The organism is Variovorax sp. GW821-FHT09D07 (assembly GCF_059416345.1).
The window spans coordinates 212,387-225,241 of record NZ_JBWKOY010000009.1; the positions used below are offsets into that span (position 1 = coordinate 212,387).

Consider the following 12,855-nt stretch of genomic DNA (forward strand, 5'->3'; position numbering starts at 1 on the left):
AAAGACAAAGGCGGCGATCAGGCCGCCGTGCCTTCCTTCTCCTGCAGCAGGCGCCACATCACCTTGCCGCTGCCGCTCTTGGGCAGCGCATCGACGAACTCCACCTTGCGCGGAATCTTGTAGACCGCCATGTTCTCGCGGCACCAGTCGATGATCTGCTGCTCGGTCGTGTCCTTGTGCGTGGCGCGCAGCACCACCACGGCCTTGACCGATTCGCCGCGGTAGTCGTCCTTGGTCGAGATGACGCAGGCCTCCTGGATCGCGGGGTGGCGGAACATCAGCAGCTCGACCTCAGCCGGCCACACCTTGAAGCCGCTCGCGTTGATCATGCGTTTGAGGCGGTCGGTGATGAAGAAGTAGCCCTCCTCGTCCATGCGGCCCATGTCGCCCGAGCGGAAGAAGCGCTTGCCCTCGAACTCGACAAAAGCGGACTTGGTGGCGTCGGGGCGCTTCCAGTAGCCCTGGAACACCTCGGGGCCGTGGATGATGATCTCGCCCGATTCGCCGATGGGCATTTCCTGCAGCGTGTCGGGGTCGACCACGCGCGCGTCGGTGCTCATGAACGGAATGCCCAGGCACTGCTGCTTGGGGTGGTCAGAGGGGTTGGTGTGCGAGGGCGCGGCGGTCTCGGTGAGGCCGTAGCCTTCCTGGTACTTCAGGCCGTACTGCTCGAACAGGCGCTGCGCCACGGCCTGCGGCATGGCGGCGCCGCCGCCGCCGATGTGGGTCATGCTCGTGAGGTCGTAGCTCGCGAAGTTGGGGCTGGCCATGAGGTCGATGACCATGGTGGGGATGTTGGTCCAGCTCGTGACCTTCCAGCGCGAGATGAGCCGGCCCGCCACGTCGCGGTCCCAGCGCGGCATGATGACCAGCGTGGCCGCCGCGAGGATCGAGGTGTGCATCATGCTCACCACGCCGGTGATGTGGAACATCGGCACCACGGCCAGCACCACCGCCTCCGACGTGGCCTGGCCCCAGAGCTGGCCGGCCATCGCGTTGTGCATGAGGCTCGAATGGTGGTGCACGCAGCCCTTGGGCAGCCCGGTGGTGCCGCTGGTGTAGGGCAGCAGCGCCATGTCGTTGGCGCCCACCACGTGCGCGGGCGCCGGGTGGCCGGCCGCGAGCGCGTCGGTCCACGCCATGACCTGGCCGTCGGCCAGCGCGGGCAGCGGGTGGCGCGTGCCGAGCCAGTCGGCCCAGGCCGGCGCGGGGGCGTCGTCGCCGGTCACGTTCGCATCGAAGGCGTCGGTGAACTGGCTCACGATGAGGTGCGACAGCCGCTGCTCGGGCGGCAGTGCATCGCTGGCCTTGGCCAGCTCGGCCGCGAGGTCACCGGTGGTGATCGCCACCTTGGCGTCGGGGTCGACGATGTAGTGCTTGAGCTCTTCGGCCCGGTTCATCGGGTTGACCGGCACCACGACCGCGTTGGCGCGCAGGATCGCGAAATGCGCGATCACCAGCTGCGGACAGTTCTGCATGTTCAGCACCACGCGGTCGCCGCGCTGCACGCCCAGCGCATGCAGCGTGCCGGCCAGCCGCTCGACCTGGTCGGCCACGTCGCGGTAGCTCAGCACACGGCCGAAGAAGACCAGCGCGGCCTTGTCGGGGTAGCGCGCCGCCGAGGTGGCCAGGTTGTGCCACAGCGAGGTCGCGGGGACGGTGATCGAATGGGGGAGGCGCTTGGGCCAGAACTTGTAATGCGGGCGTGGTTGCATGGTCTGTGAACAGGCGAAGGAGGAAGGAGAGGGGAAGGAAAGCGGTGCGACAAAGGCGCAATGCGCCAGCCTAAGCCGCACCGGCCGCCGCTCCCATCGGGGAAGCCCCCGGGGCGTCACCTTGGCGACGCCCATTTGTCGTACGTCGGGTAGGCACAGCGCATCGGCTATCGTGCGGGCTCCGCTTCACCTGTGCCTGCCTGCCATGCCCGATCCCGCCCGCCCCACCTTGCGCCGACGCATCGCCCTCTTCGGTGCCGCACTGGCCGCCCTGGCCGCGGCGGGCTGCTCGCGGGTCCCCCGGTTCGGCATGTCGGCCCCGGCGACGGAGCAGCCGTCCAAGGAACCACCGACATGGTTCGTGGCCGACTGCTGGCTCGGGACCGAGGACGTGGTCCCGCCGCACAAGGGCAAGGCCGGCGGCTCGGCGGCCGGCACGCTGACGCTGGCCACCGGGGTGTTCGAATGGCGCGTGAACGCCGCGCGCCTGAGCGGGCCAGCGACGGTCGTCGGCTTCTACGGCCCCGCCGCCACGGGCAGCAATGGCCCGCTGGCGATCCAGCTGCCGCTGCCCAGCGAGGGGGAGCCGCGCAACGACGGCGCCGGCGCCGGCTACGAGCGGACCGGCACGAGCCGGCTGACGCCCGCGCAGATGGCTGACCTGATGGCCGGCCTCTGGTATGTCAGCGTGTCGACCCAGGCCTGGCCGGGCGGCGAGGTCCGGGGCCAGCTCAAGCGCAGCACCTGGGGCGTGCACGGCGGCTGACGTCGGCCCCCGATGCGATGCGCTCTGCGACTACAGACAGGCGCGGATTTCGGAGCGATACCTGCGGTTCTCCCTCCGAGCAACCCCTACCCCGACTGAAGGAATAGCCATGGCAGCAGACAAGCACGCAAGCGTTCACTGGGAAGGCGCCGGCAAGACCGGCAAGGGCCTGGTCAGCACCGAGACCGGCGCCCTGAAAGACTACCCCTACGGCTTCGCCAGCCGCTTCGAAGACGACCGGCGCGGCACCAACCCCGAGGAAATCGTCGGCGCGGCCCATGCGGCCTGCCTGACGATGGCCTTTGCTTTTGCGCTGGAGGCGGCGGGCCTGACCGCGACGCGCATCGACACCAAGGCCGCCGTGCGGCTGGCCAAGGACGGCGCCGGTTTCAAGATCGACCGCATCCAGCTCGAACTGGACGCGGCCGTGCCGAACCTCGACGAAGCGAAGTTCCAGGAAATCGCTGCCGCCGCGAAGGCCGGCTGCCCGCTGTCGAAGGCGCTGGCGAGCGTGCCCGAGATCACGCTGAAGGCCACGCTGGCGAGCTGACCGCGCTGCTTATGATCGTCTCCACAAAAAAGGAGACGGATCATGAGCAAGCCCACCCGGACCGCATCGGCGGTCCTTTCTTTCGCCCTCGGCGCGTTCGGCGCATTCGGCACCACGGCGGCCCTGGCCGCCTACCCCGACAAGCCGATCAAGGTCGTCATCGGCTTTCCGGCCGGCGGCCCGCTCGACCAGCACGCGCGCCTTTTGACCGACAAGCTGCAGGCCGTGCTCGGCCAGCCGCTGATCGTCGACTACAAGCCCGGCGCGGGCGGCTCGGTCGGTGCCGATTTCGTCTCCAAGAGCCCGGCCGACGGCTACACGCTCGTGCTGGCCAACACCGGCGTGGCGGTGATCAACGGCGCGCTCTACAGCAAGCTGCCCTACAACACGCAGCGCGACTTCGTGCCGATCGCGCGCACCGCGATGCAGCCGCTCGCGCTGCTGGTCACGCCCAAGCTGCCGGTGCAGAACATCAAGCAGTTCATCGACTACGCCAAGGCACGGCCGGGCCAGGTCAACTACGGCTCGGCGGGCAACGGCGGCATCAGCCACCTCGTGCCCGAGATGTTCAAGACCGCGACCGGCCTCTTCATGGTGCACATCCCCTACCGCGGCAGCGCGCCGGCCTTCACCGACCTGATGGGCGGGCAGGTGCAGTTCATGGCCGAATCGATTCCGCAGGCCGCCAACTATCACAAGCAGGGCAAGGTGCGCGCGCTGGCCGTGACCAGCCGCGAGCGCAACCCCGCGCTGCCCGACGTGCCGACCGTCATCGAGTCGGGCGTCAAGGGCTTCGAGGTGGTGGGCTTCTACGGTTTCCTGGCGCCGAAGGACACGCCCAAGGACGTGGTCGCCAAGCTCAGCGATGCGTTCAGGCAGGTGCTGACCAGCCCCGAAGTGCGCGAGCGCATGGTGAGCCAGGGCGCGGACCCGGCCTACCTGGGCAGCGAGGACTTCGCACGCTTCCTCGCGACGGAAACGCCGCGCTGGGACAAGGCGGTGAAGGCCTCGGGCGCGCGGATGGACTGAGCACCGGCGGCGTTCAGCGCGGCGTGGCCGCGTGCCGCTCCAGCTGCGCGCGGTCGAGCAGTTCGATGCTGCGGTAGCGCACGCGCAGCGTGCCGTCTTCTTCCCACAGCTTGAGCTGGCGGTTCACGCTCTGGCGCGACACGCCGAGCATGAACGACAGGTCTTCCTGCGAAACGCCCAGCAGCGTGCCGCCGCCGTCCTCCGCAGGCGCCACCGCGCGCGCGTCCAGCGTGAGCAGCCGGTGCGCCAGCCGCACGGGCAGCGGCATCAGGATCACGTCGTCGATCCAGGCCAGCGCCTGGCGCAGCCGCAGGCACACGAGCCGGGTGAAGGCCATGTGCACGTCGGGATGGTCGGCCACCAGCCGGTGGAAGTCGGCCGCGGCGACCACGGCCATCTCGGTGGTGTCGACGGCGCAGGTGTCGTAGACGCGCTCGCGCCCCACCAGCAGCGAGACCTCGCCGAACCAGTGGCCCGGCTCGAGCATCGCGATCACCGCCTCGCGCCCGCCCGGCGCGACCACGCTCACGCGCAACGAACCGCTGACCACGCCGAACAGCGCGTCGGGCGACGAGCCCTTGTGGAACAGCGATTCGCCGCGCACCAGCGTGCGCCGGTGCGCCACCGCGAGCAGGCGCTGCTGCACGTCGTCGGCCAGCCGCATGTCGCTGTTGTGCACGGGCGAAGGCTGCGCGTCCGGCGCGGCGGGGCTGGCGCTGGAAGAAGAGGAAGAGCGTGGCATCGCGGGTTTGTCCGGGGCCTCGATTGCCAACACCGGACAGTCTGGGTTCGAGGGGCTGTCGATAGTACGCAGGCCACCCGGGTCGACGCATTCGCGGCAACCCGATGTCCCCTGTCACCCCTGTCGCATGGAGCACACCCCGATGACCACACTGACCGACCTGCAAGCCCGCCGCGAGCGCCTCGTGCTCGACCATTTCGCCGACGAGACCCGCCAGGACTTCGACGCGGTGCTCGGCACCTTCCCGCATCCGCACTACGAGCTGATTCCCAGCGGCGAGGTGCACGACGGCATCGCCGACGTGCGCCAGTACTACACCGACACGCGCCGCGCCTTCCCCGACCAGCGCCACGAGATCATCCAGCTGCGCCATGCCGACGATTCGGTGATCGTGGAGTTCTGGCTGCTCGGCACGCACCGCGGCCCGCTCAAGGGCCTGCCGCCGACGGGCAACAGCTTTCGCTGCCGCATGAACGCCTTCTTCATCTTCGAGGGCGACCGGCTGGTGTGCGAGCGCGTGTACTTCGACACGCTGACGATGCTGCGCCAGCTGCTCGTGGGCGTGCCCCCGGAGATGGTGGGCGGGCTGGTTGCCGGCCTGCTCGGCCAAACCGCCCCGCGAGCCGAGGCCGCCACGGCATGACCGACACGCCCGCCCGGCCACTCGAAGGGCGCCATGCGATCGTGACCGGCGGTGCGCGCGGCATCGGTCTGGCCATCGCGCGGCGCTGCCTCGCGAACGGCGCGAGCGTCGCGCTGTGGGATGTCGAGGCCGCGACGCTGGCGGAGGCGGAACAGCAACTGGCGCCGCTGGGCACCGTGGTCACTGCACGGGTGGATGTGCGCGACGAAGACCAGATCGCCCGTGCGGCTTCGCAGTCGCAGGAGCGTTTCGGCCGCGTCGACGTGCTCGTCAACAACGCGGGCGTGCTGGGGCCGACGGTGCCCGCGTGGGAGCACACGCCTGCGCAATGGCGTCACGTGCTCGACATCAACCTCACGGGCGCCTGGCTGTGCTGCCGCGCCGTCGCGCCGCTGATGCTGGCGCAGCGGCGCGGGCGCATCGTCAACATCGCCTCGGTCGCGGGCAAGGAAGGCAATGGCTTCAACGCCGCCTACTCGGCCTCGAAGGCCGGGCTCATCGCGCTGACCAAGTCGCTCGGCAAGGAACTGGCCTCGTCGGGCGTGCTGGTGAACTGCATCACGCCGTCGGCGGCCGACACCGCCGTCTTCGCGGACGTGCCCGCCGAGCACCGCGAACAACTGCGCACCGCCCTGCTCTCGCGCGTGCCGATGGGGCGCTTTGTCGACGTCGACGAGGTGGCGGCGATGGCGGCGTGGCTGGCGTCGGACGAGTGCTCGTTCAGCACCGGGGCGGTGTTCGATATCTCCGGAGGGCGCTCGATGTACTGAGCGACGAACCAGGCAGCCCACGCATCCAGACACAGGAGACCCCCATGACCCGAGACCCCGACCCCACCGGCTTCGCGCAGATCACCGAGCTCGACGGCACGCGCCACGCTGCCATGCCGCAAGACCGCCTGCGCGCCATCCGCCGCGGCACCGAAGCCCTGCGCGAGCGGCTGCTCGATGCGCCGCCCGTGCACTTCGCGCGCAGCTTCAACCTGCTGCGCATTCCGTACCCCGCGTGGTTCGCCTTCACCGGCGTGTACTCGCAGCAGCTGCTCAAGCCGCACATGGTGCACCTGCTGGCGCGCACCGTGCTCGTCCAGTACGACGACTTCGAAGGCCGGCTGCGCACGCTGCTCTTCACGCCGGCCGACTTCGAAGCCGGCAACGCAACGCCCTACTTCAAGCGCCTGAGCGACCAGACGCCCAAGTTCCTGCACAAGGCGATCGCGCCGGTCTACCAGACCGTGCTGCAGGCGCTCGCCGGCTGCGGCGTGGCGCCCGAACAGATCGACCACATCACCTACGACCACCTGCACACGCAGGACGTGCGCCGCTGGCTCGGCAGCACCAACGCGCCTGGCCTGCTGCCGAACGCGAAGCTGCTGGCGCACCGCCAGGAACTCGCGAACGTGCAGGGCCTGCTGCCGGTGCAGGCCGAGTGGTACTGCCCGCACGGCCTGGACGGGGTGCCAGCCGAACGCATCGCCGCCTTCGACGGCAGCCTGCAGCTCGGCCCCGGCGTCGCGCTGGTGCACACGCCGGGGCACACCGAAGGCAACCACTCGCTGGTGTACCGCACGGGCGACGGCCTGCGCGTGAGCAGCGAGAACGGCGTTTCGGCCGACAGCTGGGCGCCGCTGCAGTCGCGCCACAACGGCATCCGCCGCTATGCGCAGGCCACGGGCGCCGAGGTGATCCTCAACGGCAACACGCAGGAGAGCAGCAACGACCAGTACCTGTCGATGGTGCTCGAGAAGACGCTCGCGGGCACCTCGGCGCTGCATGGCTTCAGCAACGTCGTGCCGTCGGCCGAGTGCTCGCCGCACTGGCTGTTTCCCGGCGCGCCCACCAGCCACCTGTGGGGCGAAACCAGCTTCGGCGCGCTCGTGCAGGCCTGACCTGCCAACACGCGCACAAAAAAGAGAAGGAGACACACCGATGAACACCGCCACCCTCGACGCCGCCGCCGGCGCGCACACACCGGCCTCGGCCGATGCGCGCGACGACGCCGCGCTCTTTCGCAAGATCACCTGGCGGCTGATGCCGCTGCTGTGCGCCTGCTACGTGCTGAACTACCTGGACCGCACCAACGTCGGCTACGCGCAGCTGCAGATGAAGGACCAGCTGGGCTTCAGCGACGCGGTGTTCGGCCTGGGCGCCGGCATCTTCTTTCTGGGCTATGCGGTGTTCGAGATCCCGAGCAACCTGATGCTCGCGAAGATCGGCGTGCGCGCCACGCTGCTGCGCATCATGGGCCTGTGGGGCCTGGCCTCGGCGGCGATGATGTTCGCCACCACGCCCACGCAGTTCTACGTGCTGCGCTTCCTCATCGGCGTGTTCGAGGCCGGCTTCGCGCCCGGCGTGCTGTTCTACCTGACGCTGTGGTTCCCCTCGCGCCGCCGCGCGCAGGCGACCGCGCTCTTCTTCATGGCCTTCGGCGCGGCGCCCATCGTCGCGGGGCCGATCGCCGGGCTCACGATGACCTACCTGGACGGCGTGCTGGCGCTGCGCGGCTGGCAGTGGCTGTTCCTGCTCGAAGGGCTGCCGAGCGTGCTGCTGGGCGTGATCGCCTTTCGCACGCTGTCGAACAGCCCGGCGCAGGCGCCGTGGCTCTCGGCGGCCGAGAAGCAGCGCGTGGCGCACCTGCTGGCCGAGGACCAGGCCGCGCACGGCGCCGCCGGGCGCCACACTTTCGGCGCGGCGATGCGCGACGGACGCGTGTGGCTGATCGGCTTCATGTCCTTCCTGATCATCCTGGGCATCTATGCGCTGTCGTTCTGGCAGCCGACGATCCTGAAGTCGATGGGGCTCAGCGTGCTGCAGATCGGCTTCTATTCGGTGATTCCGGCCGTCGCCGGCATCGCGGCCAACATCGTCGTGGGGCGCCACTCCGACCGGCACCAGGAGCGCCGCTGGCACTTCGCGCTGGGCGCGCTCGCGGGCGCGGCCGGCCTGGCGCTGACCACGCTCTTCATGCACAGCCCCGTGGCCGCCGTGCTGTGCCTGGCGCTGGCGTCGATGGGCATCTCGAGCGCTTTCACCGTGCTGTGGGCGATTCCCGGCAGCTTCATGTCCAGGAGCGCCGCGGCGGCGGGCATTGCGCTCATCAGCACCATCGGCGGCAGCGCGGGGCTGGTGGCGCCGATGATGGTGGGCGCGCTCAAGACGCTCACGGGCGGTTTCACGGCCAGCCTGTATGTACTGAGCGGCGCGCTGGTGCTGTCGGCGCTGCTCATGCTGCTGGCCCTGCCCCGCAGCGCACTCGGCCAGCGCTAGCGCGCACCGCCGGCGCACCGCGGCCGGCCCATTTCGGTGCACACGGCTTGCATACCAGTTGGCACGGAAGCTGCTGATATGCAGGCCTATGGCCATCTCCGCATCCGAAATCAGTGCACGCATCGTCGAAGCGGTGATGGCGCAGAAGCTCGCGCCCGGCGCGCGCCTGGGCGAGCAGCCGCTGGCGATGCTGTTCGACTGCAGCCGCACCATCGTGCGCGAGGCGCTCACACGGCTGGCCGCGCGCGGCATCGTCACGGTGAGCGCGCGGCGCGGCTGGTTCGTCATCGAGCCCTCGCAGGACGAGGCGCGCGAGGCCTTCGAGGCGCGGCGCGTGATCGAGCTCGGGCTCATCCGCAGTACCGACAAGATCGACAAGGCCGCCCTGCGCCAGCTGAAGGCGCACCTGCAGCGTGAAAAAGCCGCACTGAAAGAGAGCGACGTCGGCCACCGCAGCTTCCTGTTGGGCGACTTCCATGTGTGCCTGGCCGAGTGCCTGGGCAACACGCTGCTGGCCGACACGCTGCGCGACTTCACCGCGCGCACCACGCTGATCGCCATGCTCTACCAGAGCACGCACGACGCGGTGCAGTCGTGCGAAGACCACGTGCAGATCGTCGCGGCGCTGGAGCGCGGCGACCACGCCGCCGCCGAGGCGCTGATGGCCGAACACATCGGCACGGTGCAGTCGGCGCTGCGCGTGCAGGCCCCCGCCGACCCGCTCGCGCAGCTGCGCGATGCGCTGGCACCGCTGAACAACACCCCCACGCCCACGCCGAAACGCCGCCGCAAGGCCGCGCCCGCCGACGACGCCACCACCGATTCATCGACCTACCTAGGAGCCCTGCTATGACCTCTTTCGCCTCCCGCCGTTTTGCCCTCGCGCTGGCCAGCGTCGCCCTGCTGGCCGCCACCGGCGCCGCCCAGGCGCAGAACGCGCTCGACAACGTGCTCAAGGCCAAGACCATCAAGATCGCCGTGCCCACCGACTACCCGCCCTACGGCTCGGTCGACCGCAACATGCAGCCGCAGGGCCTGGACGTCGAGATGGCGCAGCTCGTCGCCGCCAAGCTCGGCGTGAAGGTCGAGCTGGTGCCGGTGACCAGCGCCAACCGCATCCCCTACCTGCAGACGCGCAAGGCCGACCTCGTGATCTCCACGCTCGGCAAGAACGTCGAGCGCGAGAAGGTGATCGACTTCAGCGCGGCCTACGCGCCCTTCTTCCAGGCCGTGTATGCGGCCAAGAGCATGAAGCTCACCAGCTTCGCCGACATGGCCGGCAAGACCGTCGCCGTGACGCGCGGCGCCATGGAAGACCAGGAACTGAACAAGGTGGCGCCGCCGAACGTCGACTACCGCCGCTTCGAGGACAACAACGCGACGATCGCCGCCTTCGTGGCCGGCCAGACGCAGACCCTCGCCACCAGCGCGGCGGTGGCCGGCGACATGCTCGCGAAGAACCCGAAGGTGAGTGCCGAGTACAAGCTGCTGCTGAAAGACAGCCCCTGCTTCATCGGCATCGCCAAGGGCGAGACCGCATTGAAGACCCGGGTCAACGAGATCATTGCCGCCGCCAAGAAGGACGGCACGCTCGACGCGATGTCCAAGAAGTGGCTCGGCAAGGCCGCCGGCGACCTGCCGGTCTGAGCGAAGGGCGCGGCCATGGGCATTGAATTCGACTTCGGCGCGGTGCTCGCCGAATGGCCGCTGCTGCTGCGCGGCGTGGCATGGACGCTGGGCCTCACGGCCGTGGGCACCGTGCTCGGGCTGGCCGTGGGCACGCTGTGCGCGTGGGCCCGCTCGGGCGGGCCGGCGTGGCTGCGCGCGCTCGTGGGCGCGTACGTGGAGCTGATCCGCAACACGCCCTTCATCGTGCAGCTGTTCTTCATCTTCTTCGGACTGCCGGCCGCGGGCGTGAAGCTCTCGCCCGAGGTGGCGTCGGTGATCGCGATGGTGATGAACCTGGGCGCGTATTCCACCGAGATCATCCGCGCTGGCATCGAGGCCACGCCCAAGGGGCAGATCGAAGCCGCCGTGAGCCTGGCGCTCAGCAAGGCGCAAGTGTTCCTGCGCGTGGTGCTGCCGCCGGCGCTCAAGAAGGTGTGGCCCGCGATGGTGAGCCAGATCGTCATCGTGATGCTGGGCTCGGCGGTGTGCGGGCAGATCTCGACCGAGGAGCTGAGCTATGCGGCCAACCTGATCCAGAGTCGCAACTTCCGCGCCTTCGAATCCTTCATCGTCGCCACGCTCATCTACCTGGCGCTGGCCGTGGCGCTGCGCCGCCTGCTCCAGTGGGCGGGGCCGCGCTTCCTCTTCGGCCGCTGAACGCGAGGCCCTTGCACCATGGTCGATTTTTCTCTGTGGGACATCCTGCGCAACCTGCTGATGGCGCTGCGCTGGACCGTCGTGCTCTCGCTCATCGCCTTCGTCGGCGGCGGGATCGTGGGCGCGCTGCTGCTGTTCGCGCGGCTGCGCGGCGGCAAGGCGGCGCAGCGGGCCGTGGGCCTGTACGTGCAGCTGTTCCAGGGCACGCCGCTGCTGATGCAGCTGTTTCTCGCCTACTTCGGCATCGCGCTGTTCGGCATCGACGTGTCGGCGTGGACGGCCGCGAGCGTGGCGCTCACGCTGTACACCAGCGCCTTTCTCACCGAGATCTGGCGCGGCTGCGTGGCCTCGATTCCGAAAGGCCAGTGGGAGGCCTCGGGCAGCCTGGCGCTGAGCTTCGGCGAGCAGATGCGCCACGTGATCCTGCCGCAGGCCGTGAAGATCGCCATCGCACCCACGGTCGGTTTCCTGGTGCAGGTGATCAAGGGCACGGCGCTGGCGTCGGTGATCGGGTTCGTCGAGCTCACCAAGGCCGGCAGCATGATCTCGAACGCCACCTTCCAGCCCTTCGTGGTGTTCAGCTGCGTCGCCCTGCTTTACTTCGTGCTGTGCTTCCCCGTGAGCCTGTACGCCAAGACCCTCGAGAGGAAGACCCATGGCCGCCGTGCTTGAACCCCAAACACAACCCGAAGCCGCATCGTTCGCCGCGCCCATCGTGCGCATCACGGCGCTGCGCAAGTCCTACGGCACGAACGAGGTGCTCAAGGGCATCGACCTCGATGTGAAGCGCGGCGAGGTGATCGCCATCATCGGCAAGAGCGGCTCGGGCAAGAGCACGCTGCTGCGCTGCATCAACGGGCTCGAGGTGTTCCAGGAAGGGGCACTCACGGTCGACGGCAAGCCGCTCCTGCATGAGAGCGCGATGGCCATGCGCACGCTGCGCCAGCGCGTGGGCATGATCTTCCAGGGCTTCAACCTGTTCCCGCACCTCACGGTCGGCAAGAACGTGATGCTCGCGCCCACGCTGGTGAAGAAGCGATCGCAGGTGGAAGCCGCTTCGCAGGCGCGCAAGCTGCTCGAACGCGTGGGCCTGGCCGAGAAGTTCGATGCGATGCCCGAGCAGCTGTCGGGCGGCCAGCAGCAGCGCGTGGCCATTGCGCGCGCGCTCGCGATGGAGCCGGCGGTGCTGCTGTGCGACGAGATCACCTCGGCGCTCGACCCCGAGCTGGTGGGCGAGGTGCTGCGCGTGGTGGAGTCGCTGGCCGACGAAGGCATGACGCTGTTGATGGTCACGCACGAGATGAGCTTTGCGCGCAAGGTCAGCGACCGCGTGATCTTCATGCACCAGGGCCGCGTGCACGAGATGGGTCCGCCGGCGGAACTGTTCGGTGCGCCGCAGACGCCGGAGCTAAAGCAGTTCCTGTCGTCGCTGCACGACTGACCGCGCGCGCGGCGGCAGCAGCAGCCGCCGCCGCTACAGGTGCTGCGATTCGTCGATGCCCAGCCGCAGCCCCGCGGCCAGCGGCGGCACCAGCCGTCCGCCGCGCCGCTCGACCTCTTCGCCCGCCTTCAGCAGCTGCTGCACCTGCTGGAAGAGTTCGTCGCCGGCCGCGGTCAGCTGCACGCCCTGCTGGCTGCGCGCGAACAGCGCGTGCCCGAGGATGCCTTCGAGCTCCCTCACGCGGGCCGTGATGGCCGGTTGGCTGACAAAGAGGTGGCGGGCCGCCGCGTTGACGGAGCCCAATGTCGCGGCCCAGTGAAAGGCCTCCAGTTGCCGGAAGGTGATGCGCAACACCGCAGCCCCCTTTCAGCCGGGGGC

Annotated in this window: 15 protein-coding genes; 12 read left to right on the forward strand and 3 right to left on the reverse strand. The window is 69.3% G+C overall.

What is annotated here, in order from left to right; all coding sequences use genetic code 11:
• Positions 1-17: 17 nt before the first annotated feature.
• The gene (locus AC07OX_RS26670; RefSeq protein ID WP_307696100.1) at positions 18-1,715 is read right to left on the reverse strand and encodes a long-chain fatty acid--CoA ligase; all 1,698 of its coding nucleotides are present in this window, start codon (positions 1,713-1,715) and stop codon (positions 18-20) included.
• A 229-nt stretch (positions 1,716-1,944) separates the two neighbouring features.
• Here AC07OX_RS26670 and AC07OX_RS26675 point away from each other — a divergent pair, with 229 nt between their 5' ends.
• From AC07OX_RS26675 to AC07OX_RS26685, 3 genes are all read left to right on the forward strand, one after another.
• Complete coding sequence (locus tag AC07OX_RS26675) at positions 1,945-2,481, forward strand: CHRD domain-containing protein (protein WP_495260378.1); 537 nt, start codon at positions 1,945-1,947, stop codon at positions 2,479-2,481.
• Between the two features lie 109 nt (positions 2,482-2,590).
• Positions 2,591-3,031, forward strand: coding sequence for an OsmC family protein (locus tag AC07OX_RS26680; protein WP_062475918.1), 441 nt, complete (start codon positions 2,591-2,593; stop codon positions 3,029-3,031).
• A gap of 42 nt (positions 3,032-3,073) precedes the next feature.
• The gene (locus AC07OX_RS26685; RefSeq protein ID WP_495260379.1) at positions 3,074-4,060 is read left to right on the forward strand and encodes a Bug family tripartite tricarboxylate transporter substrate binding protein; all 987 of its coding nucleotides are present in this window, start codon (positions 3,074-3,076) and stop codon (positions 4,058-4,060) included.
• A gap of 13 nt (positions 4,061-4,073) precedes the next feature.
• Here the strand turns inward: AC07OX_RS26685 and AC07OX_RS26690 are convergent, their stop codons facing one another.
• A complete protein-coding gene (locus AC07OX_RS26690) occupies positions 4,074-4,802 on the reverse strand; it encodes a Crp/Fnr family transcriptional regulator (protein WP_495260380.1) in 729 nt (242 codons plus the stop codon).
• Between the two features lie 142 nt (positions 4,803-4,944).
• Between AC07OX_RS26690 and AC07OX_RS26695 the strand changes: the two genes are divergently transcribed.
• The 9 genes from AC07OX_RS26695 to AC07OX_RS26735 all read left to right on the forward strand — a co-directional run bounded on the left by AC07OX_RS26695 (position 4,945) and on the right by AC07OX_RS26735 (position 12,477).
• Positions 4,945-5,445 carry an ester cyclase gene (locus tag AC07OX_RS26695; protein WP_223301409.1) on the forward strand — a complete coding sequence of 167 codons (501 nt, stop codon included), beginning with the start codon at positions 4,945-4,947 and terminating at the stop codon, positions 5,443-5,445.
• Positions 5,442-6,215, forward strand: a complete 774-nt coding sequence (locus AC07OX_RS26700; RefSeq protein ID WP_495260381.1) for an SDR family NAD(P)-dependent oxidoreductase — start codon at positions 5,442-5,444, stop codon at positions 6,213-6,215. The genes AC07OX_RS26695 and AC07OX_RS26700 overlap by 4 nt, the downstream gene beginning before the upstream one ends.
• A 44-nt stretch (positions 6,216-6,259) precedes the next feature.
• Positions 6,260-7,333, forward strand: coding sequence for an MBL fold metallo-hydrolase (locus AC07OX_RS26705; protein WP_495260382.1), 1,074 nt, complete (start codon positions 6,260-6,262; stop codon positions 7,331-7,333).
• 40 nt (positions 7,334-7,373) lie between these two features.
• Positions 7,374-8,711 (forward strand): MFS transporter, encoded by a 1,338-nt coding sequence (locus AC07OX_RS26710; RefSeq protein WP_495260383.1) that lies wholly within the window; start codon positions 7,374-7,376, stop codon positions 8,709-8,711.
• Positions 8,712-8,799: 88 nt separating this feature from the next.
• The gene (locus tag AC07OX_RS26715) at positions 8,800-9,564 is read left to right on the forward strand and encodes a GntR family transcriptional regulator (RefSeq protein ID WP_495260384.1); all 765 of its coding nucleotides are present in this window, start codon (positions 8,800-8,802) and stop codon (positions 9,562-9,564) included.
• Complete coding sequence (locus AC07OX_RS26720) at positions 9,561-10,358, forward strand: transporter substrate-binding domain-containing protein (protein ID WP_492696478.1); 798 nt, start codon at positions 9,561-9,563, stop codon at positions 10,356-10,358. Before AC07OX_RS26715 ends, AC07OX_RS26720 begins: the two co-directional genes overlap by 4 nt.
• A gap of 15 nt (positions 10,359-10,373) precedes the next feature.
• Positions 10,374-11,036, forward strand: coding sequence for an amino acid ABC transporter permease (locus tag AC07OX_RS26725; protein WP_495260385.1), 663 nt, complete (start codon positions 10,374-10,376; stop codon positions 11,034-11,036).
• An 18-nt stretch (positions 11,037-11,054) separates the two neighbouring features.
• Positions 11,055-11,708 carry an amino acid ABC transporter permease gene (locus AC07OX_RS26730; RefSeq protein ID WP_095746234.1) on the forward strand — a complete coding sequence of 218 codons (654 nt, stop codon included), beginning with the start codon at positions 11,055-11,057 and terminating at the stop codon, positions 11,706-11,708.
• Complete coding sequence (locus tag AC07OX_RS26735) at positions 11,692-12,477, forward strand: amino acid ABC transporter ATP-binding protein (protein ID WP_492696477.1); 786 nt, start codon at positions 11,692-11,694, stop codon at positions 12,475-12,477. The genes AC07OX_RS26730 and AC07OX_RS26735 overlap by 17 nt, the downstream gene beginning before the upstream one ends.
• Positions 12,478-12,510: 33 nt before the next feature.
• Here AC07OX_RS26735 and AC07OX_RS26740 read toward each other — a convergent pair whose 3' ends face one another.
• Positions 12,511-12,831 (reverse strand): LysR family transcriptional regulator, encoded by a 321-nt coding sequence (locus AC07OX_RS26740; protein ID WP_159275929.1) that lies wholly within the window; start codon positions 12,829-12,831, stop codon positions 12,511-12,513.
• Positions 12,832-12,855: the final 24 nt, after the last annotated feature.

Bases quoted from the DNA above. Each gene is read 5' to 3' on its own strand.
- AC07OX_RS26690 (WP_495260380.1), bottom strand. From the start codon at position 4,802: ATGCCACGCTCTTCCTCTTCTTCCAGCGCCAGCCCCGCCGCGCCGGAC.
- AC07OX_RS26715 (WP_495260384.1), top strand. From the start codon at position 8,800: ATGGCCATCTCCGCATCCGAAATCAGTGCACGCATCGTCGAAGCGGTG.
- AC07OX_RS26695 (WP_223301409.1), top strand. From the start codon at position 4,945: ATGACCACACTGACCGACCTGCAAGCCCGCCGCGAGCGCCTCGTGCTC.
- AC07OX_RS26735 (WP_492696477.1), top strand. From the start codon at position 11,692: ATGGCCGCCGTGCTTGAACCCCAAACACAACCCGAAGCCGCATCGTTC.
- AC07OX_RS26705 (WP_495260382.1), top strand. From the start codon at position 6,260: ATGACCCGAGACCCCGACCCCACCGGCTTCGCGCAGATCACCGAGCTC.
- AC07OX_RS26720 (WP_492696478.1), top strand. From the start codon at position 9,561: ATGACCTCTTTCGCCTCCCGCCGTTTTGCCCTCGCGCTGGCCAGCGTC.
- AC07OX_RS26680 (WP_062475918.1), top strand. From the start codon at position 2,591: ATGGCAGCAGACAAGCACGCAAGCGTTCACTGGGAAGGCGCCGGCAAG.
- AC07OX_RS26725 (WP_495260385.1), top strand. From the start codon at position 10,374: ATGGGCATTGAATTCGACTTCGGCGCGGTGCTCGCCGAATGGCCGCTG.
- AC07OX_RS26700 (WP_495260381.1), top strand. From the start codon at position 5,442: ATGACCGACACGCCCGCCCGGCCACTCGAAGGGCGCCATGCGATCGTG.
- AC07OX_RS26730 (WP_095746234.1), top strand. From the start codon at position 11,055: ATGGTCGATTTTTCTCTGTGGGACATCCTGCGCAACCTGCTGATGGCG.
- AC07OX_RS26670 (WP_307696100.1), bottom strand. From the start codon at position 1,715: ATGCAACCACGCCCGCATTACAAGTTCTGGCCCAAGCGCCTCCCCCAT.
- AC07OX_RS26685 (WP_495260379.1), top strand. From the start codon at position 3,074: ATGAGCAAGCCCACCCGGACCGCATCGGCGGTCCTTTCTTTCGCCCTC.
- AC07OX_RS26710 (WP_495260383.1), top strand. From the start codon at position 7,374: ATGAACACCGCCACCCTCGACGCCGCCGCCGGCGCGCACACACCGGCC.